The sequence below is a fragment of the Brevibacillus fluminis genome, from assembly GCF_003710825.1.
GTDB classification, from domain to species: domain Bacteria; phylum Bacillota; class Bacilli; order Brevibacillales; family Brevibacillaceae; genus Brevibacillus_D; species Brevibacillus_D fluminis.
In genome coordinates this window covers 37,212-60,197 of the sequence record NZ_RHHQ01000028.1, presented here as the reverse complement: position 1 = coordinate 60,197, position 22,986 = coordinate 37,212, and the positions used below count along the sequence as shown (strand labels likewise).

Here is a 22,986-nt window from a genome sequence, read left to right as displayed (position 1 = left end):
TATACATTTTATGCTACACTGCCGCCATCAAAAAATCCATCTTCCAAGATGTCCTCCGCTATAAGCCTTGCTCATTTTTCCAGATGATTTTTCATGTGAATTTCAGAAACGATTACTACCATGAGACTATCTTCACGACTGGAGGTATGCACGATGAAAAAGCAAAAACGATCCAAATGGTTTAAGTGGAAAGTCGGAGGAGGCGTCGTCTTTTCATTGGCTCTTCTGATGCAAACGGCCAAGGCTGATCCTGCTTTTGAAAAAGCCCATGAAGCCGCCTTGCAAGCTGCCGACCAAGGGGATGAGCCAGAAGAAACCGCTTCGGCTGACCCAGTCATCGACGAATGGAAAGCAGAAGGCGAGGCCGCTCCAGAGCATAAGGGGAATGAAGGAACCATCGCCAACGCATTGCCGAGCGAACAGCCCAGCGTTGCCGCCCCTTCATCCGAAACTGCAAAAACGAGCGTGGAGAATTCGGCTCAAACGGAGGCTTCGCCTTTACCCAATAAAACGCATTCGACAGAGATACATAGTAGCGCTCAGCCGAAAGCAAACGTCGCATCCAAAACAGCTTCCGCTCCAAAAACCGCTTCTGCACAAAGTACGTCAAAAGCCGCTGCACCTTCGCAACCTAAAAATGAGACGCCTGTTCCTAGCCAACACCAGTCTACACCTACTGCCGCACAACAACCTTCGGCACCCCCCGTTGAATCGGTTCCAGCCACACCGGAGCCTGCCGTCGAAAACAACAGCCTGGCAAATGCGCCATCATCCGAAAGCGTGGAACAGCCAGTGGTGCCTGACAGCAGCAATACGGACAGCCAAAGCGATGTGGAAGAACAGCCCAAGAAGTCTCATACCAAATCCCATCATTCGTGATTCCTGCATACTGGAGGGATAAACGATGGCACCGTTTCGCGAATGTTTCTTCCGTGCGATGAACACGGATATACAGGTCAGCTTAGGCACCGACGTATCGCTGCAAGAAGACGTAACGAACTGGTTTTCTCGGATAGAAAGACGGTTCAGCCGTTTCCTGCCTGACAGCGAACTCTCTCGGATCAACAAGCTGTCTGGAAAGACAACACTTATTTCGGCTGCGATGGCAGAGGTTCTGGCGCTCGCAGAGATGTACCGGCACAAGACGGACGGAATCTTCCATTTCATGCTCCTCGACGCATTGCAGCATGCAGGGTATTCACGTTCCTTTGAGCAGCTTGCTCCTATGCGGGACATCCTGGCAGAGCCCCCGGTTCCGCATGACTCCCAGATTTACCTGAATGCAGCTATGCGGTCAGTAAAGCTCAGTCCCGGGACGCACATCGATTTGGGGGGAATCGTAAAAGGCTGGTCGGTTGACCGTTTGAGCGATTGGTTGAAGCGTGAGATGCACGTGACAAGAGGACTTCTCAACGCAGGCGGGGATCTGTTCGTATGGGGCGGATTCGATGAGGATGAGCCATGGCTCGTGGGAATCGCTGATCCCTACAACAAAGAGGTAGAAATCGCCCAAATCGCGCTAGCCGACGGAGCGGTCGCCACCTCAAGTGTGTTGGGAAGACGTTGGCAGACAAAACACGGGGATATGCACCACCTGATTGATCCGCGCACACTACGCCCGAGCAAAAGCGAGATCGTGCAGTGCACAATTGTCGGAAGCCATGTTACCGAATGCGAGGTCTGGGCAAAGGTTGCCTGTATCGTTGGTCTCTCAGCCTTTCTCCCCTTGTTGAGACGCCATCTCCCCCACTGTGACGCCTTGCTGGTCACTCAAACAGGCGAGCTGCACTTCGCAGGCGACCGCAATCGTTTTGAAGAGCGCTGGCATGGGGCAGCAGTTGATTTCATTCACGACACCATTGTACAGGAAGGATGGATACACCATGGTTGAGATCATTACCAATTTGCCGGTCTGGCAATCGATCCGCATATTGGGCATCACCGCTTACATTTTGCTGTTTTTCGGCGTTAGCCTGGGGATGCTGTACAGCATGCCGATTTGGAAAGGAAAAGCGAAAGCCACGCTCTACAAGGTTCACTCCTACGCCACCATTACAGGGACGTTCAGCGCGATTCTTCACGCCATGCTCTTAATTGTGGACACGTACATGCCGTTTTCTTGGAAGGAAGTTTTGGTTCCTTTTGCCGCTGAAAACGATCCGCTCTGGAACGGCTTAGGTTCACTCGCATTGTATGGCACGCTTGTGATCATCCTGACAACAGACCTACGCGCCAAATTGAACAAAACGCTGTGGCGCATCATCCACATCGGCTCGTACCCTACTTTTGTCATGGCCATGATCCATGGGATCGAAGTGGGATCGGATTCCCAATCCCCCCTTATGTATTTGCTGTATGTCAGCACGTTTGGCATACTGTTGGTATTACTCATCGTTCGGATGGTGATCGGGAGGAAAAAAGCCGGTGCATATCTTGCTGATCGAGGATGATTTGAAGCTAGGTCCGCTCCTGCACTATAAGCTTAGCCAGGAATATCATACGGTCGATTGGGTCAGCGACACGGATCTGGTAGAGGACTATTTGCAAAAAAGCAGCTACGATCTCTACATTCTAGATTGGATGATGCCGAAGAAAAGCGGGCTGGAAATCTGCGAAGAGCTTCGCAAACGGAAAGACACCACGCCCGTTCTGATGCTGACAGCGCGAGACTCTGTATCCGATCGGGTGAAGGGCTTAAACACGGGGGCTGACGATTATTTGGTCAAGCCCTTTGCGTTTGAAGAGCTGTTCGCCCGCGTTAACGCGTTAGGCCGCCGAACCAATCTCGCTGTTTTTCAGGATGAAATTTACACCTTCGGCGATTTGACGGTCAACACGCAAACACATGAAGTGAGGCGCGGCGATGTGCCCCTCTCCCTCACCAAGAAGGAATTCCAGCTCATCCTGCTTTTTATCCGTCACGCCGAGCAGACCCTCTCCCGCGACCAAATCCTCGATCAAGTGTGGGGAGTCGATTCCGCCATCACACCGAATGCGATCGATGCCGCCATCAAGCTGCTCCGTAAAAAAGTGGACCATGGGTTCGAGCATAAACTGATCCACAGCATCCGTGGGATTGGCTATCGTCTGTCCAACAGCCAGGAAAACAGCCATGTTTGAAAAGACGCGAAGGAAGCTGACGCTATTTTACGGGGGAATCGCAGCTCTACTGCTCCTCGTCATGGTCTTTTTCTTTTACTTTTCCCTCTCATTCGTCATCACGGCAAACGTGAAAGCCAGCTTGCAATCCTTGACGGCCAAAATCGGGCATGAATCGCGGGAGCATCACTTCTTTGACTGGGAGCCGGACAAACCGCCTCCGCCTCCGGACAAAGGAAAAGGCCGTAAAGGGCGGGTGGACTGGGACTTTTTGCAACCGACTCAGTTCGCTTTCGTACGGGGACCCGCGGGAGGACCACCCATTACTTCATTGGGAGAGTCCCAGGTTCAGTTGGCGCAAAAAGTCAATGATTTCGTCAGCCAGCAACCACTTGAGCCAGGCGAAATGGAACAAATCCAGATTACAGTAGACAGCACGACCAAGACGTACGCCATTTTCCGAGCGCAGATTGACGGGATGGACCCCTCCGACGCGATCGTTTATTTCGGTGCTGATATCACCTCTATGGATCAGCTGCTCGACCAAATGCAGTTGCTGCTCACCATCACGGCCGTTCTTCTGCTCGGATTGGGAACAGCCGCCGGTTATTTTTTTGCCGGCCGCGCCATGGTTCCCATCACCCAAGCCTACAAGCGCCAGAAGGAATTTACGGCGGACGCTTCACATGAGCTGCGGACCCCACTGAGCGTCATGCTCTCCTCTACGGAAATTTTGGCGGAGAAAAAGGAGAGCTTGCCACCCTTTCACCAAACGGTATTAACCGGCATGATGGACGAAATCACCCGCATGATCCGCATGGTAGAAAATTTACTTTCCTTAGCGCGTAGCGAAACCGATGCAGCAGAGCTTCCCCATGACGAGCAGGAGCACTTTGACGTGGGCCAAATGGCGTGGGAAGTCTGTACGCAAATGCACGGCAGCGCCGCCCAAAAAGGCGTGCAGCTCACGCTCGCGGATGAGAAGACGACGCTTGTCCCTTTGCCTTTTCACGGAAACAAGGACCAGATCCGCCAGCTGCTCTATATCCTAATCGATAACGCAATCAAGTACACCGATTCAGGCGGATTCATCACCGTTTCAGTCACCGCGGTGAAATACAAAAAAATCAAAATCGTGGTCAAAGATACCGGCTGTGGCATCCCGGAAGAAGATCTCCCTTTTATTTTCGAACGGTTTTATCGAATCGACAAAGGACGGTCGCGCGCAACCGGCGGAACCGGTCTCGGCTTGTCCATCGCGGCGCAAATCGTCGCGAAGCATAAAGGAAAAATTTCCGTGGAAAGCAAGCTCCAAAAAGGGACGACCTTTACCGTCTTATTGAAAGATCATTGAAACCCATATAAAAGGAGAAGGCAGCGTAATCCACACGCTTCCCGCTCCTTTTATACTGCATGCCACGTCATGACTCCACCATCGTCCCCCCATTTACATGCAAAACCTGTCCGGTTACATAGCTCGAATCATCCGAGGCCAAATACACGTACGTCGGCGCCAGCTCAAACGGCTGTCCGGCTCGTTTCATCGGCGTGTCAGTTCCGAATGTGCTGACGCGTTCCGCCGAAAAGCTGGATACGATCAGTGGCGTCCAGATCGGACCGGGCGCGACGGCGTTTACCCTGATCCCCTGCTCGACCAGGTTAAGTGACAACGAGCGCGTAAACGAGACGATCGCGCCTTTCGTCGAAGAATAGTCGATCAGCGTTTTTTCTCCAGCATAGGCGGTGACTGACGCCGTATTGATGATGGAACTGCCTTGGCATAAATGCGGGAGCGCCGCTTTGGTCATATAGAAGAACGAAAAAATATTGGTCCGGTACGTATCTTCCAGCTGCTGCGCCGAGATGTCGAGAATGCTTTGCTGCGGAAATTGTACGCCAATGTTATTGACCAGCACATCCAGCTTCCCAAACGTCCCGATCGTCTGGCTGACGACATCGGCCGATGTCCGCTCGATGCGCAGATCGCATTTGATCGGCAGACACTCGCGCCCCAGCTGCTGCACGCGCTGCCTTGTCTCCTCCGCATCCTCCGTCTCGTACAAATAAGGGATGACGACATTCGCCCCTTCCTTTGCGAATGCGATTGCCACCGCACGCCCGATGCCGCTGTCCCCCCCGGTGATGATCGCCACTTTATCCTTCAGCTTTTGTGAGCCGAGATATGACGGATTTTCCGAAATCGGCCTCGGGACCATCAAATATTCAAGCCCCGGTTGCCGATCCTGATGCTGCGGCGGGAAGGAGATAGGGACCACGTCACACTCGGTTTTATAGGAATAGTAAGGGTACCCAGGAATCATGTGAACCTCCTACAAATGGATTCTTGCCTACCTGCCCAATTTATGCCGCTGTTCTCTGTCCGGTTACTGCGACACCATCACTCCCATGCCTTTTCTGCTATAATGTTTCGATAGAAGTCCCCCTATCACAGCAAAGGGAAAAGGTGAACGAAAAATGCACGCATTTTCCAGATTGATCAAATGCAAACCCCCGATTCCGTAATTAGCATGTTCCGCTGATTGAGATTTTCCATTGATAGGGGGACTTGCTGTGAACCAAAAAATCTCAACACCATCCTTGTTCTTACTCATGATCCTCGTTGGTTTCCCGCAAATCAGCGAAACGATTTATACACCGTCCTTACCGGATATTGCCGGGCATCTGCATGCCAGCAATCGTGCGCTACAATTGACGCTTAGCATCTACTTCCTTGGTTTCGCCGCAGGCGTTTTTTGCTGGGGACGGCTATCCGACTCGATCGGGCGGCGCCCTGCCATGCTTTGGGGAATTTTCACGTACGGGATCGGATGCCTTGGCTGCTTCCTCTCCCCTTCGGTGGAATGGCTTTTCGTGAGCCGATTCATCCAAGCCTTCGGCGCCAGCACCGGTTCTGTCGTGACGCAAACCATCTTGCGGGAAAGCCTTGAGCCTGCCAAGCGCCACGGCGTGTTTGCACAAATTTCAGCCGCTCTGGCCTTCACTCCCGCAATCGGCCCCTTGCTCGGGGGCTGGGTCGATCAATGGTTTGGCTACAGAGCTGTTTTCTTCACGCTCGTTGTGATGAGCGTGGCTATTTTCATCGGCACCTATGCTTCCTTGCCTGAAACGCGCGTATCCGCAGATGCAAGGATTAGCACCCTCCCTGTCGCGAGACGTATGATAGCGGACAGGCGGATCTGGGCGTTCGCTCTTTTAATCGGGACAACAAACGGCATGTTGTTCAGCTACTATGCCGAAGCCCCGTTCATTTTCATTGAATTTTTCCAGATGACACCGGGGCTGTTTGGTTTTACGGGCATTTTCGTCGCACTGTCTACTGTGTGCGGGGCCATGCTTTCGAAAAAGCTCGTCAACAAGTTCAACGCAGAAAAAATCATCCTGATCGGCTCGTTGGTAACCACATTCGGAGCGGCATTCCTGACGGTTGTTTCGCTGTTTGGCAAAAGCCCATCCATCCTCTGCCTGTCGTTCTTGATTGTTGCGATTTTCTCGCTTCTGTTGGGAATTGGCATTGCGCTCCCCCACTGCCTGAGTCTGGCACTCGCAAGCTACAGCGATGTGCTCGGAACGGCAGGCGCGATTTTCGGATTGGGCTACTACGTTATCATCAGCCTGATCACTAGCGGCATGAGCTACCTTCATAATGGTTCACTTGTCACAATGCCCGCCTATTTCCTTGTTTTGGCGATCCTTCTGTCATGGATCAGCCAAACCATGGTCGCGGGACGCAGCGTTAACAAAGCTTCTTCTCAATAACGTATCACCTACAAAAAAACAGGCAGTCCCACATGCAGGGGCTGCCTGTTTTCCTATTGTGCTGCTACGGGAGCTCGACTTCTGCTTCCTGTTCAAAGCCAGAGTACAAGACGACCCGCACGGTTACGGTTTGCTCTTTGATATTTTTCAGTGAGATCACAAATTGCTGATCATCCACCTTGCCGGCAAACTGCTCGCCATCCTTGGTGACGGCCTCCACTTTTGCCACAAGCGACGGGTCGAGCAAATCACCTGAGATGGTGTACTCGCCCTTTCGCTTTTCCGTCACCTCGATCGATTCCGGATCAAACGTCTTCAGCGGAATTGTGACGATCTGTGTTTTGCCCCCCGCCTTTCTCGACTTGATGACGACGTCAATCTGATCAGGGATCTCGCCCTTCCAAGTCATCGCGCGATCCAGACTAAAGCTGCGGTCTTTCCCGATCGTCGCGCTGTATGTTTTGGTGCCCAGCTTCACCTGAACGGTGACGCTCTCCTTGGTCAAAAGCGTTCCTGCCGCCGTCAGCCTGTAACGCGTGCTTCCTTTGGCAGGTGGCGTGAATGCAGCCTTCACTGCCGCTTCATCCACGAACTTGACCGGAATCACCTTGACCAAAATGTTAACTTTCTTGCCTTTGTAGGACGCAGTGACAATTGTGTTGCCTTCTGCTTCCGCTTTGATTTCGCCATCTGTTACGGTGGCGATTTCTTCATCATCACTGGACCAGACGATTCCATCCTTGATTTCTTTCACCGTCTCGTAGCCATAGAACGCCTTGATAGCGACGCTCTCTGACTCTCCTTCACCTAGTACAAGCATTTGCGGCTCTGCGAGCAATTCTTGAATCTTGCCAGCTTTTACCGTCACTCTGCTGGTCGCACTGATTTTGCCGTCAGGCGTGGAGACGGTGATGGTGGTCGTTCCAACGGACAGCGGCACGATTGTGCCAGTGTCGTCAACCGTAGCGACCTCTTGTTTGGAGGACGTCCAGACAAGACCTTTCGTTGAAGCATGGGCTGGCTCGACGCTCACATTCAGCTGAACTGGACGATCTCCTTCTTTCAGGGAGATGCTACGCTTATCGAGCTGGATGTCCGTAATCGGCGCATCGCCTTGACTGATGCTGATCGAATACGTTTTTGTCGTGCCGTCTTGTGCGGTTACGACGATCTGCACGTCTGCACCGCCATCTTTAATCGCTATCGTCGCGCTCGTTCCGCTTGCCACCGATTTGCCATTCACCGTAATCGCTGCTGCCCAATGAGAGGCGATCGGTGTTACGATAATTCGATTCACATCGCTGTCCACCTCGACACTGTACGATGTTTGGTCTGCGTGGAAATCAGGTTTGAGCGTGCCGCCCGAGATGGACAAGCCGCGCAAATCGGCATCGTTGCTGCCCGGCGGGATTACAATGACCGGTGCGATTTTCAGGGTCAGGGTAGCCGCATCGTTCGAATAGCCGCTGTCGTCGCTTCCCTTCCATGTAAAGCTGGTCGTTCCACTCGTCCTAGGCGTGAAGGTCAGCTTGCGCAAGTCGGTCGCATCGATCTCGTCGTGAACGCTTACTGCCGTTCCATCCAGCTTCAGCGTTCCGCCTGTCGGCAGCGAGTCGATTTGGACTTTTTGCAAAGCGTCTCCGTCCACATCTTTGAAATGGGTCGTGAAGTCATTAGCCGCAAACGTCATGACATTGCCTTCCGAGCCGTTTTTGCTGCTATCGCTCACCGTCGGCAGGTCGTTGACAGTGGCAATTTCAATAGACATCTCTGCCGCTTTCGTGGCGTAATCGGCGCCGTCATACCCTTTCCACGTGAAGCCGGTCGTTCCATTCCAGTCCGCATCTGGAGCGAACGTCAACTCATCCAGCTCATTCACATCGATTTGCTGGTCCACAGTGACAGGCGCATGGTTCAACATCAATGTGCCGTGGTTTGGCAGAGAAACGATTTTTACCTTTTGCAGGCTGTCATTTTCCGCGTCATGATAAACGCCGGTAAAATCAGCTTGCGCAAAAGCAACCGCTGTGTCTTCTACACCATGTTTGCTGCTGTCATCCATTGTTGGCGGATCGTTGACCGCAGCAATGTTCACGAACACATTTGCCGTCGATACGGAGTAGTCATTGCCGTCGTGCGCTTTCCACGCAAAGCTCGTGCTGCCGCTCCATTCGGCACCTGGCACAAAGTGCAGCTTGCTGATCTCCGCCGCCGCAATGTCCTGATTCTCACTCACAGCCACTCCGTCGAGTGTCAATGTGCCGTGTGCAGGCAGCGTGACGATCTGGATTTTGCTCAGATGATCGCCGTCATCGTCTGTAAAGTGAGCGGTGAAGTCGTTTGGCGCAAACGCCATTTCCTCATCTTCATTGCCATTCATAGTAACGTCACTCACTGCCGGAGGATCGTTTTCCGGCGCAATGGTTAAGTCCATCGTCGCTGCATCGGTCGAATACCCTTTGCCGTCCGAGGCCTTCCATGTGAAGCTGTCCGCTCCGTTCCAATTGGCCTGCGGCGTATAGCCGAGTGCCCCCAGGTCGATTGCCGCGATAACCTGCCCTGCTGAAACCGGGTTGCCGTTCAGGTTCAGAACACCATAGGCCGGCAAGCTTTCAATTTTCACTTGGCTCAAACCATCGCCATCGACATCTGTGAAATTGTCACTGAAATCGGTAGCAGCAAACGCTAAAACATGATCTTCCTGTCCAGCTACACTGCTGTTTTTCACAGTCGGCATATCCTCAACCGGCGCGAAGACAAACGTGAATGTCGCCAGCGCAGAATACGAGTTGCCGTCGTAGCCTTTCCACGTAAAGCTGGTGCTGCCGTTCCAGTCGGCGTCTGGCACAAAGCTGAGCTTATCCAAGTCGGCCACTGTCAGTTCATCGTTCGCATTGATTGCATGTCCATCGACTTTCAACGCACCATGCACTGGCAAGCTTACGATCTGCACTTTCGCCAACGGTTCGTTCTCGACATCATGATACTGTAGCGTAAAGTCGGAAGACCCTAACGCCAGTGCCGTATCTTCCGTGCCATTTTTGCTGCTGTCCGTCACGGTCGGTGCATCGTTGACATCGGAAATGGTCAGCTTGAGCACAGCCTCATTGAGAGAATACCCTGTGCCGTCATGGCCTTTCCACGTAAAGATTGTGCTTCCGCTCCAGTTGGCATCGGGCACAAAGACTAGCGTGTCCAGATCCGCTGCGGCAATCTCTTGTCCGGCTGTCACCGGAGTCGCTCCGAGCTGCAAGCGGCCGTTTGACGGCAACGTGACAATCTGGATTTTGCTCAAGCTGTCTTGATCGATGTCGCTGAAGTGCCCGCTGAAATCGGTCAGGGCAAAGGTGACATTCGTATCCTCATCGCCTGTCTTGCTGCTGTTGGTCACAGTCGGCAAGTCGTTCGCAGGCGAGAGCACGATGGTAAGCTTCGCTGCTGTAGCTGACTCTCCTTTTCCATCGTTCGCTTTCCAAGTGAAGCTGGTCTCACCGTTCCAGTCTTTATCCGGTACAAAGTACAGATTCACGAGATCGGAGTCTGCCAGCACCTGATCCACGGCGACATCCGTTCCATTCAGCTGCAGCGTTCCGTGATCCGGTAAGCTAATGACCTGGATGGCCTGCAGGCTGTCTCCGTCCGCATCGGCAAAATGAGGAGCAAGCACGGAGTGTGACAATGCCAACGGTTGGTCTTCCACACCATTGACGATGCCATTTGTCACCGTAGGCAAATCCTCCACCGCACCGATCGTCAGTGTAAACGTCGCTGCCGCTGCCGAATACGCCTGGCCGTCATAGCCTTTCCATGTGAAGCCGGTGCTGCCATTCCAGTCCGCATCCGGGACAAAGGCGAGCTGCCCCAGCTGATTGGCCGCGATGCTCTGGTTGGCGCTAACCACTACCCCATTCAAATTCAGCGTGCCATGTGCTGGCAAACTGACGATTTGAATGCTAGCCAGCGCTTCCTTCTCCACATCAAGGTACTGTTGTTCAAAATCGTCTTTTGTAAATGGCAATTCCGTATCTTCCGTGCCGTTTTTCGCGCTGTTGCTTACCGTCGGCGGGTCATTGACCGCACCGATTTCCAGCTTGAGTGTTGCGGCAGCTTGTGAATAGTCGGTGCCATCAAAGCCTTTCCACGTAAAGCTTGCCGTTCCAAACCAATTCGCAACAGGGACAAATTGCAGCTTGTCCAGTGCGTTTGCCGCAATATCCTGGTTTGCTGAAACCGCTGAGCCATTCAGCATCAATGTGCCCGCCTCAACATCAGGCAAACTCACGATTTTGATGCCTGCCAACGCATTCCCGTCGACATCCGCAAACTGCGGCGCAAAGTCTGTCACATCAAACGCCACAGCGGTATCTTCCGTACCGTTCTTCGTGCTGTCCGTCACGGTTGGAAGATCATTGACGGCGACAATCGTCAGTGTAAACGTCGCTGCATTGGCGGAGTAAAACGTCCCGTCGTTCCCTTTCCACGTAAAGGTCGCTGTCCCGTTCCAGTTAGCCACAGGCTCGAAAACGAGTTGGCCCAAGTCCGCTGCATCGATTTCCTGATTGGCCGCAACTGCCGTACCGTTCAGCTTCAACACGCCTGCTGACGCATTGGGCAAGCTCGTCACCTGCACCTTTTTCAGGCTGTCGTTTTCTGGATCAGCATAGGCGGCAGTGAAATCAGCTGCCCCGATTGACAACGGATTGTCCTCTGAGCCACTTTTGCTGCTGTTGCTGACCGTAGGCGCTTCCGCTACATTTGTCACCTGAATGGTGAAAATCTTGTCATAGCTTGCTCCGCCGGAATCGGTCACGCGAATTTGAATGCTGTAGCTGTTCTTTGTTTCATAATCAAAAACGGCATTCGATTTCAGCTGATTTCCTGCGATCGTAAAGCTTGCATTGTCGCCAAAACCGCTCACCAGCGAATACGTGAATACCGTAGAATCCGCATCTGTCGCTGAAAGCGTTCCGATCAAAGTGCCGACGCCCGCATTTTCGGGGAGGCTGGTCTTGTCGAGCCCGATATCCGTCGGAGGCGCATTCGGAATGGCTCTCGTCACGGTCAGCGTATAGTCTGTTTGCTTAGAACCGTCCTGTGACGTCACCCTTATCTGGATGTTGTTTGCTCCAGGATTCAGGGGCACATTGCTGCTCGCCGTTCCACCCGTCACAGCCGCATTGTTGCCGTTGACTGTGATCGTAGCATCCGAATCGGCTGGCGTCAGCGTCACCGTGATTTGATCAACCGCTGTATCGACGCTTGCCGTATAGGTTTTCGTCGCCTGAGCGAATGCAGGTGTCAATGTTCCGGCGCTAAGCGTCAAATTGGACAAGTCGCTCATGCTCGACTGCGTTCGGATCACGCCGCCGTCGCCGACGACGACAAAGCGGCTTTGCTCCGGCGCGTATCGCACTGCGTACAGGTCTTGAGCGGTGTTGGATTGCTCGGTCGGTGCCCATGATACACCATCTGCCGAGGTGATCAGGGTGCCCCCTGCGCCGACCGCAGCGAATTTGTTGTTGCCATAATCGACTGAATACAGCATTGAGCTATTCGTCGTCGTTGATGACCACGCGTTGCCATCCATCGATGTGTACGCTTTTCCATCTCCTACGGCGACGAACTTTCCATTGCCGAAGGTCACGCTATTGATAGTAGAGCTGCCGGAATATGCCTTGGACCACGACTGCCCATCCGTCGACGTGTAAATGCAGCCGGACGAGCTGACCGTCACGAATTTTCCATTTGCATAAACCACTGCCGTAAAGAAATTGCCGATTTCCCCGCTTAATTGCTGAGTGCTCCATGAAAATTTATTGCTTGAGGTGAGGATTGTGCCTTTATCCCCGACAGCGACGTATTTACCGCCCCCGTACGCGATCCCCCACAGGTAATTGTCAAAATCGGTTTTCAATGCGGTCCAGCCGGTGTCAGACGCTGCTGTTCCTGCTGGGGATTGGTAAATTTTGCCGCTTCCGACCAGAATCCAGTTTCCCCCGTCGTAGACGGCATCGGCCCATTCATTAAAGCCACCAGTATGGTAGAGGGTCCAATGCTTTCCGTCCCCGGAAGAGGCGATTGTATCGGAAACACCGAGCGCAAGCCATTCGCCTGCTCCGTAGCGGACGCCTTGCAGCATATTGCTCGTAGTGGAGGACGGACTCAACCATGTCGGAGCAGCAGACGCCGCTTGAGCCTTTTGGCCCACGAAGCCCGGTTGAAAAAGAAATGTAATCAAAGAAAAAATCAAAAAATAGCGATACAACAGGGGAAGGTTACTCGACCTTCGCAAATGAAATCCCTCCATTTTGTTAACAGCCTTCATCGATATCGGTGTAAATCAAACATCGGTAAAATCGCTACCCTCTCGACGGAAAAATCCCCTGTGTGGCAATGATGAAGGAAAGGCCCAAATACGGCTGCATGTTGTTGTGCGGTTGGCTTCCTCCTACGGTCGGCAGCGCCGAATAATTCATCTGCGCATTGCTGGAAGAAGCGTACAACGGCGTTTGCGTCTTGTTGAATTTCCCCTGTACCGGCGGTTGTGCCCACACCGCCCCCTGCGGATTGTTGGTGTTCCCGATCTGTCCAGATCCATTCGCGATATGGGTATGCGCAGGCATCTGTGTGCTTGTCAGCGTAACCGTTCTCGTCCCGCCTTGTTCCCCTTGCGTATAGTCACTCAATCCCGGGCCTTGCCCATGATGAATCGGAGCTCGTCCTATCAAGTTCGGCAAAGCGAATGTCGTTCTCCCATCGCCACCATACATGGTCCCGAGAAGGGAAAATAGCGCGGTATTTTGTGCAATGGACATCAGTTGTCCATTGCAGAACGCCCAGCCAGTCGGAGCAAAGCTTCCTCCAAAGATGCGAATTTCACCGATAAATGGATCCATTAGACTGACTCCTCCTTAAGGACGACTTGGAAAAGCGCCTTGCAAGGCGATGATAAAATTGATCGTCAAAAACGGCTGCATGTTGAGATGGGCTTGACTCCCCCCAACGGTCGAAACGGCAGCTGAATGCATTTGTGCAAGTGGATACGGCAACGGATTCGTAGCGGGGCTGTAGCAATTTTCCTGAGCGGCCCAGACATTGTTCGAAGGCGTTATTCCATTCGCGGAAGCAGATGATGCCTTCACTTGGTGAGTATGAACCGGCATTTCTTGCGTGGTAAGCGTGTGAGCTACCTCTCCCCCCGCTTCGCCCAAGATGATCTGCCCAGCGCTTCCCGATCCCCAATGCATGGGTACCCGTCCGCGTAGATCCGGTAAGGCAAACGTGGTCATCCCATTTCCTCCATAAGTGGTGCCTAAGAGAGAAAACAGCGCCTGATTCTGGTTGATTGACAGTAGCTGGCCGTTGCACAAAGCCCAGCCTTTTTGCACAACATTTGAAGAAAACATGCGAATCTCGCCTATAAAAGGTTCTCCCATTTGATTCACTCCTTTCTGTTAGTCATCGAACCAATTGCTCGATCAGGTACTACTCGGGTACACCCCGTAAAGCGAGATAATGAAATTAACCGAAAGATACGGCATCATATTCTCATGTGGCTGGCTGCCCCCCACCGGATCGATCGCTGACGTGTTCATTGGTTGCAGATTCGTTGTATCCGTTTGGTAGGCAGAGAGCGGCAGTGTCGCCCATAAGCTGCCGGCTGGCGTATTTTGCCCGGCTTTCGTCGAGGCGATCGGCATATGCGTGTGCGCCGGAATCTGGTTTACCGTCAGCGTAACGGTTTCTACTCCTCCAGTTTCCCCGAGCGTATAGTTGCCGCCGGCGCCATTACCACTATGAATCGGCACTCTCCCCCGCAAGTCAGGCAGGGCGAACGTGCTTTGCCCATCCCCACCATACGTGGTTCCAATCAGGCTGTATAACGTCTGGTACTGCGAAATCGGCAGAAGCTGCCCTTCGCACATCATCCAATCAACAGGAGCAAAATTCCCCCCAAACATGCGAATTTCACCAACATACGGTTGACTCATCTTTTTTCCCCTCCGTTTGCTAGAATGTCAACATCATGTCTCGAAATCTACTTTCATTCGCTGCTAGAAATCCGCTTACCCCCTACCACACCATCCAGGCATAGACCTCATCCCCGCCCGTGACGACAAAGCCAAGCCTTTCATAGAGCCGTTTGGCCGGATTGATTTGCAGCACGCTCAAAAACAGGGGCTTGTCCTCCCGCATTGCCTCCTGTTGCAGCTCTTGCAGCAATCGCGTTCCAATCCCCCTTTTTTGAAAGGCCGGCAAAATGATGAGATCAACCAGCCGAATCTGTTGTTCGTTTCGATAAGTCGTAATTTTCCCAATTTTGTTATCGTCTTCCAAAACGATCTGATGATCGGCACCTGGGAATTGCTGCTCGTACGATTGCCGCTGCGCATTCCACTGCATGCGCAAAAACATGTCGCGAGTCGCTTCATCCATTCCCCACGCTGCCAATTCCTCGGCGCGTGACCCCTCATAAAGTTGGTACAGAAAGGCTTCATCCGCTTGGCTGACAGGTTTTGTATGTATCATTTCGATCCCTTCTCAATTGGACATGCAATACATGCGTACTGGTATGTATTGCTAGTTTAGAGAGTCTGCCGTAATACGTCAATCATCCAAATGGGGTATATCGTCACTTCAGAAAAATATGGTATAACATATTGTAGGTTTATTGAACGATCACTTGACGTTCCATTCGAAAGGAGTTTACAAAATGTTCCAAAAAGTTAGTAGACGCTCATTCCTGAAAACGAGTATGTTTGCTACGTTAACAGGTTTGCTCTGGGGAGATGTGACGGATACGCTCATCGGTACCGGTCACGCCCAAGCTGCCACCACCCCAACTCCTGTCAATCGGACGGATGTCATCGTGATCGGCGCTGGCATTGCCGGTTTGGCAGCGGCGCACGCGCTGCAGGCAGCAGGACATAAAGTCGTCGTCTTGGAGGCACGCGACCGAATCGGCGGCCGCATCTGGACAAACCATGATCTCGGTGTCCCTCTCGAACTGGGCGCATCATGGATACACGGAATCGATTACCGCAGTCCGATTCGCTTTTTGGCGCAAAAATATGAGATGCTGCATACAGACGGAGCAAGCACCCTCTCCGGTTTTGAACAAGTGTACGCGGACATCGCCAAAGGTTTGGACATCCACCTCAACCAGGTTGTCTATCAAATCCATTACAACGATAGAGGCGTCGCCATCGGTACACACAATGGCATTTATCAGGCACAACACGCTGTCGTCACGCTTCCTCTCGGTGTTCTGCAAAGCGGCCAAGTTGCCTTTCATCCCGAGTTGCCGGAGCGAAAGCAGCAAGCGATCAGCCGATTGGATGCAGGCAACCTCAATAAAGTCTACCTGCGCTTCCCGCATGTTTTTTGGGACCAATCGCAAAGCGCCATCTCCCTGGACAGCTCTGCTCAGCATCTCAGCGAGTTTCTGAGCTTGTACAAATATACGAAGCAGCCGGTTCTGCTTGGCTCTTACTCGTCCGCTCCAGGCGATGAGATCGAAGCATGGACCGATCAACAGATCGTTGACCACGCGATGCAGTCGCTCCGCAAGCAATACGGGGCACAAATCCCTCAACCCATAGACGCAAAAATCACTCGCTGGGCATCCGATCCTTATTCTCGCGGCTCCTACACGGCATACACCGGTGCCTCGACGCCGGATGACATGGATATCGTTGCGGAAACGGTGGCGAATCGCCTCTTCTTTGCGGGGGAAGCCACCAACCGAGCGGACTATGCGAGCGTCCACGGCGCCTATCTGTCAGGCGTGCGTGAAGCAGAAAAAATCATGAGTCTGGCATAACGAAAGCCCCTTTCGTCCCATTTGGGATGAGGGGCTTTTTGTTTTTCTCAGCAATCATGATTGACAAAGTGCAAGTGAGCCCATAATATTGAGATCGATAATTATTATCAATGATAATGATTATCAAAATCGTTAATGGGGGTAATTAAAAATCATGAAACTCAAAAAGACGATGGGGAAGCTTCACCTATGGCTGAGCCTCATTGCCGGCACATTCATTTGCTTGATCGCTTTGAGCGGCAGCGCACTTGTGTTTAAAGACGAGATTAACCGGATGCTGAACGCCGATTTGTACAAGGCGACGCCAGGCCCTGCCGTTTCCTATCAGGCTGCCTTGCAAAGCGTGCTTGCTGCCTATCCGAAGGCGGAAATCTCGCGCATCTACAGTCCAAACGAAATGAGCTCGGAAGGCATCTACACGTTTTCCATCAAAGCTGACAAGAAATCGCTGATGGTCTACGTCGATCCTGGCACAAGCAACATCCTCGGGACTCAATCGTCCGCTGATACGCTGACCGGTTGGCTGTCTGATTTCCATGAAAACCTACTGCTGAAAGATTACAACGGGAGAACGATTGTCGGGATTATCGCCATTTTCTTCTTTCTTATTTTACTGACCGGCATGTTCATCTGGTTCCCGGGCCTCAAAAACTGGGTGCGCGGCTTCGTCATCCGCCGTACGACCAATCAATACGTGCGTCATTTTGACTTGCACCGCGTCTTCGGTATCTCTTGGGTACCGTTTCTGCTGGTTGTCTCGCTGACTGGCTTCCTATTCCCGTTTGGCAAAGACATTTTGGGCGCCTTCAATCTGAAGACGAGTACATCGCCGTCTGACAAGGTTCTCGTCGCCAAACCACTCCCTGCCGGCTACATACCGCTCGACGACATGATTGCGTCGATCAAAAAAGAAATGCCTGACGCGACGATCACCCAAATCCGGATGCCGAAAAAGGCCGAAGAAGGCAAAAAAGAAGGCGTCATCGAGTTCCGCCTTTCTCATCAGTACGATCCTTCCGCTTCCAGTATCGGTAACGCACGGGCATGGGTCGAACCGTATAGCGGAAAGGTGCTCGCTATCACCGACTCCGTGAAAGATACGAGCTTTGCTTCCATCTACCAAACATGGCTCTTCCCACTGCACACCGGACGAATTGGAGGACTTGTAACGCAAATTCTATACGCTATCGGCGGACTCGTTCCGACTTTGCTGATGGTTACCGGCCTGGTCATGATGCGTCTTAAGCAGGCCAAGAAAAAGAAAAGCGCAGCTTCACCTGCCGCTCGCAAAACAGCGCAGCCTGAAAGTCTGCCGCAAGCTCAATAACACGCGCAAAGCCCCCCTCTGTCACCGAAACGCTCGTGACATGACGGAGGCTTTTTTCATTGCGGAACAGGCTCGTCTACCGATCGCTGTACAACCTGCAACGGCAAAAACCAATTTCCGCTGATCACCAGACGAATCGTTTGAGCGACACTGCTCGGCCGCAGCGACGTGACGACCACCCCTCGCATTTTCACCGAGAGCCTGCGGTAGCTGAGCGCAAGAAACGGTGAGAGGACAATGATTTTCGCCTGCTGCCACCGCTGCATCACCGCTTCTAGCACATTCGTATCCTCACAACCTGCGCCGTCGAACAAAACGACACTGGGCTCGTTCTCTTCCAGATCCAGACTTCGTTGCAACAGCTGCTCATAGGAAGCTTGTTTCATGATGATGTCTGTCTCTCTTTGCAACAAGGCGCGCATTCCATCGATGAAAAGTTTTTGATCGCTTACGACCAGCACTATGACCGTTTCCAGACAAGCAATCTCCTTGTAGCGCACCGCGGAAACAAGATAAGAGCGTGCGCGAGATACCGAACGTTCCATGGACACCATCATCTCCCTTGCTTCCTATTGACCCGGTTGCCCCTCCTTCACCAATGCGGACAAATTCACCATCAGCCGCTCCAGCACGCGGAATTGCGTCACAATCTCGTCGATTTGCTTCTGCTGCTCCTCGGCGCTGGCGACGACCTCTTCCACCGATGCCGCAGCCTCTTCCGTAATACCCGCCACAGAAGTGATGTCTTTTAGAATCGCGTGGGAGTTGCCTTGAATGGTTTTTACCAGCTCTTCTACTTCCACGCTTTGCTTCCGGACGCTTTCCGTTGTCTCCGAGATCAGCCCGAAAATCGATTCCGTCTTCGTCGCAACCTGCAGTCCTTCGCGGATTTCCGATTGCCCGTCGATGATTTTGTCTGAGACGATGTTGGTTTTGACCTGGATTTCTTCCAATATGTTTGTGATTTCCTTCGTCGACTTCCGCGAATGATCCGCCAGACTGCGGATTTCTTCCGCGACGACGGCAAAGCTTTTGCCATGCACACCTGCGCGCGCTGATTCAATTGCGGCGTTTAAAGCCAGCAGATTGGTTTGCTGGCTGATGGTGGTGATCGTTTGCAAAATATCATTGATCGAGCGGTTTTTCTCGCGTAGCTCATTCATGAGCAAAACGGTTTCATGTACCAGCACATCCACCTTAGTCATTTGTTGGGACAGAGTCGCGACATGCTGGCTCCCTTCCACCGTCATGTTCGCGGTGCTTTGCGAGAGCCGTTTGGTATTTTCGGAAGCCTGGGAGACGACCTGGATCCCTTCATCGATCGCTTCAATCGAATCGCGCACCTCATTGACATTGTTCGATTGCGCCTCAATCCCGGCGGCGATTTCCTGGAACGCTTGGAAAAGCTCCTTGGAAATGTGTCCCGTCGTCGTGACATTTTGCTTCAAGGCACCGCGGAACTGGTCAAGCTCAGCCGCCGTAAGATTCACATTTTGCAGAACACTCTCGGTCTGTCGCTTGGCCGCTTGGGCATTGTCCGCCGATTGCTCCGACTCTTTCCGAAGCCTTTCGCCGATCTTGTTTTGCACGAGCAAAAGCACGATGACGAGCACCAGCATTTCATTGTAAATGAACAGCTCTTTCGGATCATGCGGCTGGAACATTCCCGGAAGCGTCACATAGTCGACGTTCACCAAACCGAGATTGATCAAGCCTGACACGATGATAAGACGTGAATCCAGATAAAGGGACAATAAGGCCAAACTGTAATAAATCATGGTGTGGGCAGAAGGCTCCGGGTGCGTGATGCCCACCAAATAAGTCAGCGCGCCCAGCGCGAGCGCGAAAATGTATTTGGTCTGGGAAACAAGCCACCTTTTGAACACCAGCAGGGCCAAAAGCAGGATCGTGCCGCCACCGATCGAGGCAACCAGCAGATTGAGCGACGCTTCCAAACCTGAGAAATAATTGCCGACGATCCCTGACAAAACGGTGGCAGCATACAGCGTCAACAAAAGCTTGTTTCTTTCATACAACGTATGCTTCATGTGCATCTCCTCTCGGATGGTGGGTATCGAATCAATTTCTATTGTATTTCGCGCGGTTTACAGCATCCTTACACTTTCAGACCATTTTCTTACACGCTATAATGACACTACAATCCTTCTTCATGATGCGTGGTGACCCTCAAGCGATGAACATCCTGGAATCCAAACTGAACATCCCTGAATTACCGCCTGTCCTGAATCGGGACAGCCTGTTCGCGCAGCTCGATCGTTCGTTGGGGCGCTCGCTGATCTGTATCACTGGCGGTAGCGGATACGGCAAAACAACGCTGCTCGCCAGCTATGTCCGCACAAAAGAATTGCCCACCTTGTGGTATCAGCTCACATCTGAAGACAATGAGTCCGGGCCTTTTCTCCAATACGTTTTGGCAGGATTGCAGAAGGTTGCAGCTCATGCCGAGATTGCAACTCAGCCGACGAATGACCGTCCGGACGCGATGCTCGATGATCTACTAAAGGCGCTTGCGTCGTGGGCTTCTCCCCTGGCGATCGTGCTCGATGACTACCATTTCATCGATTCGTGCGACGAAATCAAAGATATCATCATGAAGCTGATTCGCTTCTCCTCTCCACACGTCACAATCATGATCAGCAGCAGAGTCCGGCCCTCTCTTCCCCTTTTGAAATTGAAAGTGCAAAACCGGCTGCTGGAAATCTCGATGGATCAACTTGCGTTTTCCCGCGAAGAGGTCGGTGCCTATTTCACAACGGTGTGCGGCATGAGCCTAATGGAGCACGAGCTCGATCTGCTTCTGCAAAAAACAAGCGGGTGGGCTGTCTTGCTGCCGTTGATCCATGAAGTGATTCGCGAAAAAAGCTACGAGGAACGCAAACAGCTTTGGCGCGGAATCTCTCCGCCCGAAGAAGTGTTTGAATATGTCGGTGGAGAAGTCATCCGTTCACTCCCGAATGCCACGCAGGAATTTTTGCTCAAGGCAAGTCTGCTGCAGGAGCTTGACCCCGAGGTGCTGCTCCACTACATCGAGAGCGCCAATACCGGCCCGATCATCGGCACGCTTTTGAAAGACCATCTGTTCGTCTATAAAACACCGGCGGGAACCTACCAGTTCTATCCCATCGTCCGTGCCTATCTCTATGAGAGGCTGCTCAAGCAATACGGGAAAAAGGCCGTCTGCGACCTTCACGCTCAAGTGGCGCAAGTGTATGAGAAGAAGAATCAGTATTTTCATGCATTTTCCCACTATATCTCCGGCCGATGTTTCGCGCTCGCGGCACAGCTTTTACGGAAAATGACCGAGCTGTATACCCCGGAGCGATTTTTACTGCTCCTTAACGGCTCGATCGATACGCTCTGCCCGACATTTCCAACCGTCACGTTCAATCTCTTTTTTTGCCGCTGCATCCCGATCCCCATCTTGCGTACGTTCATCGGGCCACTCGAGGATAGCATCACGGCGCTTTCACAAGGCAGCCTGTCCGCCCCGCTGACCTATTTGCAAAACCGTCTTGGACTGATCTTGTTTTACAGCGGAGAGATGGAGAAAGCAAAGCGGCATTTTCGCGATTCGCTGGATGGCAGCGAGAAGCTGCATGACCAGGACCTGGTGTCTCTCAATTACTCCTGTTTGGCACAGTGCTGCCGGTTCACCGGCGATTTCGCCCATGGCCTGAAGTATGCGCGACTGGCGCTGACCAACTCGGAAGAATACGGGGCCTTCAACAATTTGACGCACACGTTTTGGGTGATGGCCGAGCTGTTTTTGGAACAACAGGAATTTGACAAAGCCGAACGCCTCTTGGAAGAAATGGTGCGGTTTTCGGAGGAATACGAGGATGTAGGCGCACGGGTCTACCCGTTGATCTCCATCGGCAAATTATACCGGCTGCAAGGAAACTACGAGCACGCCCGTGCATGGATGATGCAAGGCTTGGAGCAGGCGCAGAAATCAAGCCTCGACACTGATTTGGGCTGGGCGCTAATGGAGCTCGGCCTCACCCATCTGGCGGAAGCCGATTACCCCGAAGCGGAAGCTTGCATGCAAAAAGCAGCTGCACATTTCCGCAATTACGGCCACTTTCAGCAAATCACGGCCGACCATCTGGCAGAGATCACCGCGCTTAGGCGAAAAGCCGAACGACCTGCTGAGCCATTTCTGCCGGGAGCGGGAGTGATAGCGAGCGACGCCCTTACCGTGCACGTCCTTGGCAGCTTCCAGATGAAGCTCGGAGACAAACCAATTTCGTTACAGCGGAAAGCAAGCTTGCGGCTGTTTCAATATTTGCTCATCCATTACGGCAAAAAGGTTCCCCAGGATCTCCTGCTGGAGGAGCTGTTCACGGACGGTGATTACCAATCGAAAAAAAACCGCTTTTTCGTGTCGCTCTCGACACTGCGAAAAGCGCTGGAGCCGAACTCGCAATCGGGCAGAGAATCACGGTATATCCTGCAGGCCAAGGACTCCTATTATTTGAATATGGAGGAGATCGACCTTGACCTGGCTCGCTTTTCCCAGCTGATCACACAGCACGGGGCGACCGGTGAAGAGCGTCTACAAAAGCTGCAGCAGGCAGCGGCCTTGTACCACGGCGATCTGCTCGCCGAATTTCCATACGAATCGTTTATCGAACCCGCGCGCGAACGGCTCAAGCACAGCTACCTGCAAGTCCTGCTGGAACTAGCCGAGCACCACTGGAAGCAGATGCAGTTTACCGCGGGTATCGATTATTTTGAGCGAATGCTGGCGTGCGATCCGTATGCGGAGCAGATTCACTATCGCTATATCTCCCTGCTGCTGCACGCAGGGTTCGTCAAAAATGCGCGGAGCGCTGCACGTAAGCTGGAAAAAAACCTTGGCGAAGATTGGTCACTCGCGGCCAAAGCTAAGGTAGAAGCGATCTTTCGGGAGCATAGCGGATGAAAGAAAAAATAATGG

At 52.6% G+C, this 22,986-nt stretch carries 17 protein-coding genes; 9 read left to right on the top strand and 8 right to left on the bottom strand.

The genetic code is table 11. The features are described from left to right. The first annotated feature begins 153 nt into the window (after positions 1–153). From EDM56_RS28850 to EDM56_RS28830, 5 genes are read left to right on the top strand one after another with little or no spacing between them, the layout of a single operon-like run. Positions 154–879 carry a hypothetical protein gene (locus EDM56_RS28850; RefSeq protein ID WP_122921389.1) on the top strand — a complete coding sequence of 242 codons (726 nt, stop codon included), beginning with the start codon at positions 154–156 and terminating at the stop codon, positions 877–879. 25 nt (positions 880–904) lie between these two features. Further along, positions 905–1,891: an FAD:protein FMN transferase gene (locus EDM56_RS28845; protein ID WP_122921388.1), complete on the top strand. Its 987-nt coding sequence runs from the start codon at positions 905–907 to the stop codon at positions 1,889–1,891. Continuing rightward, on the top strand, positions 1,884–2,450 hold the full coding sequence (locus EDM56_RS28840; protein WP_246009581.1) for a ferric reductase-like transmembrane domain-containing protein: 567 nt from the start codon (positions 1,884–1,886) through the stop codon (positions 2,448–2,450). The genes EDM56_RS28845 and EDM56_RS28840 overlap by 8 nt, the downstream gene beginning before the upstream one ends. Further along, positions 2,425–3,120: a response regulator transcription factor gene (locus tag EDM56_RS28835; protein WP_122921387.1), complete on the top strand. Its 696-nt coding sequence runs from the start codon at positions 2,425–2,427 to the stop codon at positions 3,118–3,120. Before EDM56_RS28840 ends, EDM56_RS28835 begins: the two co-directional genes overlap by 26 nt. Beyond that, complete coding sequence (locus EDM56_RS28830) at positions 3,113–4,453, top strand: sensor histidine kinase (RefSeq protein WP_122921386.1); 1,341 nt, start codon at positions 3,113–3,115, stop codon at positions 4,451–4,453. The genes EDM56_RS28835 and EDM56_RS28830 overlap by 8 nt, the downstream gene beginning before the upstream one ends. 67 nt (positions 4,454–4,520) lie before the next feature. On the opposite strand, the gene EDM56_RS28825 is transcribed toward EDM56_RS28830, so the two are convergent. After that, complete coding sequence (locus tag EDM56_RS28825; protein ID WP_122921385.1) at positions 4,521–5,420, bottom strand: SDR family oxidoreductase; 900 nt, start codon at positions 5,418–5,420, stop codon at positions 4,521–4,523. Positions 5,421–5,670: 250 nt separating this feature from the next. Between EDM56_RS28825 and EDM56_RS28820 the strand changes: the two genes are divergently transcribed. Continuing rightward, on the top strand, positions 5,671–6,876 hold the full coding sequence (locus tag EDM56_RS28820) for a multidrug effflux MFS transporter (RefSeq protein ID WP_122921384.1): 1,206 nt from the start codon (positions 5,671–5,673) through the stop codon (positions 6,874–6,876). Positions 6,877–6,940: 64 nt separating this feature from the next. Here the strand turns inward: EDM56_RS28820 and EDM56_RS28815 are convergent, their stop codons facing one another. From EDM56_RS28815 to EDM56_RS28795, 5 genes are all read right to left on the bottom strand, one after another. Continuing rightward, complete coding sequence (locus tag EDM56_RS28815) at positions 6,941–13,084, bottom strand: tandem-95 repeat protein (RefSeq protein ID WP_221176014.1); 6,144 nt, start codon at positions 13,082–13,084, stop codon at positions 6,941–6,943. A 151-nt stretch (positions 13,085–13,235) separates the two neighbouring features. Further along, complete coding sequence (locus EDM56_RS28810) at positions 13,236–13,772, bottom strand: phage tail protein (RefSeq protein ID WP_122921382.1); 537 nt, start codon at positions 13,770–13,772, stop codon at positions 13,236–13,238. A gap of 15 nt (positions 13,773–13,787) precedes the next feature. Beyond that, positions 13,788–14,312: a phage tail protein gene (locus EDM56_RS28805; RefSeq protein WP_122921381.1), complete on the bottom strand. Its 525-nt coding sequence runs from the start codon at positions 14,310–14,312 to the stop codon at positions 13,788–13,790. A 42-nt stretch (positions 14,313–14,354) separates the two neighbouring features. Beyond that, positions 14,355–14,867, bottom strand: coding sequence for a phage tail protein (locus EDM56_RS28800; RefSeq protein ID WP_122921380.1), 513 nt, complete (start codon positions 14,865–14,867; stop codon positions 14,355–14,357). Positions 14,868–14,949: 82 nt separating this feature from the next. Beyond that, a complete protein-coding gene (locus EDM56_RS28795; protein ID WP_246009580.1) occupies positions 14,950–15,405 on the bottom strand; it encodes a GNAT family N-acetyltransferase in 456 nt (151 codons plus the stop codon). A gap of 184 nt (positions 15,406–15,589) precedes the next feature. On the opposite strand from EDM56_RS28795, the gene EDM56_RS28790 reads away from it, so the two are divergent. Together EDM56_RS28790 and EDM56_RS28785 are read left to right on the top strand one after the other, a co-directional pair. Continuing rightward, positions 15,590–16,699: a flavin monoamine oxidase family protein gene (locus EDM56_RS28790; RefSeq protein ID WP_122921379.1), complete on the top strand. Its 1,110-nt coding sequence runs from the start codon at positions 15,590–15,592 to the stop codon at positions 16,697–16,699. 154 nt (positions 16,700–16,853) lie between these two features. Continuing rightward, on the top strand, positions 16,854–18,026 hold the full coding sequence (locus EDM56_RS28785) for a PepSY-associated TM helix domain-containing protein (protein WP_122921378.1): 1,173 nt from the start codon (positions 16,854–16,856) through the stop codon (positions 18,024–18,026). A 56-nt stretch (positions 18,027–18,082) separates the two neighbouring features. Here EDM56_RS28785 and EDM56_RS28780 read toward each other — a convergent pair whose 3' ends face one another. Next, positions 18,083–18,583 carry a response regulator gene (locus EDM56_RS28780; protein ID WP_122921377.1) on the bottom strand — a complete coding sequence of 167 codons (501 nt, stop codon included), beginning with the start codon at positions 18,581–18,583 and terminating at the stop codon, positions 18,083–18,085. A gap of 12 nt (positions 18,584–18,595) precedes the next feature. Beyond that, positions 18,596–20,074, bottom strand: coding sequence for a methyl-accepting chemotaxis protein (locus EDM56_RS28775; RefSeq protein WP_183192634.1), 1,479 nt, complete (start codon positions 20,072–20,074; stop codon positions 18,596–18,598). A gap of 146 nt (positions 20,075–20,220) precedes the next feature. Between EDM56_RS28775 and EDM56_RS28770 the strand changes: the two genes are divergently transcribed. Beyond that, positions 20,221–22,971, top strand: coding sequence for an AfsR/SARP family transcriptional regulator (locus EDM56_RS28770; RefSeq protein ID WP_183192633.1), 2,751 nt, complete (start codon positions 20,221–20,223; stop codon positions 22,969–22,971). Positions 22,972–22,986 lie beyond the last annotated feature (15 nt).

What these genes read in the sequence shown, in the direction of transcription:
- EDM56_RS28850 (WP_122921389.1), top strand. Translation starts at nt 154, where the DNA reads ATGAAAAAGCAAAAACGATCCAAATGGTTTAAGTGGAAAGTCGGAGGA.
- EDM56_RS28800 (WP_122921380.1), bottom strand. Translation starts at nt 14,867, where the DNA reads ATGAGTCAACCGTATGTTGGTGAAATTCGCATGTTTGGGGGGAATTTT.
- EDM56_RS28795 (WP_246009580.1), bottom strand. Translation starts at nt 15,405, where the DNA reads ATGATACATACAAAACCTGTCAGCCAAGCGGATGAAGCCTTTCTGTAC.
- EDM56_RS28770 (WP_183192633.1), top strand. Translation starts at nt 20,221, where the DNA reads ATGAACATCCTGGAATCCAAACTGAACATCCCTGAATTACCGCCTGTC.
- EDM56_RS28775 (WP_183192634.1), bottom strand. Translation starts at nt 20,074, where the DNA reads ATGAAGCATACGTTGTATGAAAGAAACAAGCTTTTGTTGACGCTGTAT.
- EDM56_RS28845 (WP_122921388.1), top strand. Translation starts at nt 905, where the DNA reads ATGGCACCGTTTCGCGAATGTTTCTTCCGTGCGATGAACACGGATATA.
- EDM56_RS28825 (WP_122921385.1), bottom strand. Translation starts at nt 5,420, where the DNA reads ATGATTCCTGGGTACCCTTACTATTCCTATAAAACCGAGTGTGACGTG.
- EDM56_RS28790 (WP_122921379.1), top strand. Translation starts at nt 15,590, where the DNA reads ATGTTCCAAAAAGTTAGTAGACGCTCATTCCTGAAAACGAGTATGTTT.
- EDM56_RS28840 (WP_246009581.1), top strand. Translation starts at nt 1,884, where the DNA reads ATGGTTGAGATCATTACCAATTTGCCGGTCTGGCAATCGATCCGCATA.
- EDM56_RS28830 (WP_122921386.1), top strand. Translation starts at nt 3,113, where the DNA reads ATGTTTGAAAAGACGCGAAGGAAGCTGACGCTATTTTACGGGGGAATC.
- EDM56_RS28810 (WP_122921382.1), bottom strand. Translation starts at nt 13,772, where the DNA reads ATGGATCCATTTATCGGTGAAATTCGCATCTTTGGAGGAAGCTTTGCT.
- EDM56_RS28785 (WP_122921378.1), top strand. Translation starts at nt 16,854, where the DNA reads ATGAAACTCAAAAAGACGATGGGGAAGCTTCACCTATGGCTGAGCCTC.
- EDM56_RS28780 (WP_122921377.1), bottom strand. Translation starts at nt 18,583, where the DNA reads ATGATGGTGTCCATGGAACGTTCGGTATCTCGCGCACGCTCTTATCTT.
- EDM56_RS28805 (WP_122921381.1), bottom strand. Translation starts at nt 14,312, where the DNA reads ATGGGAGAACCTTTTATAGGCGAGATTCGCATGTTTTCTTCAAATGTT.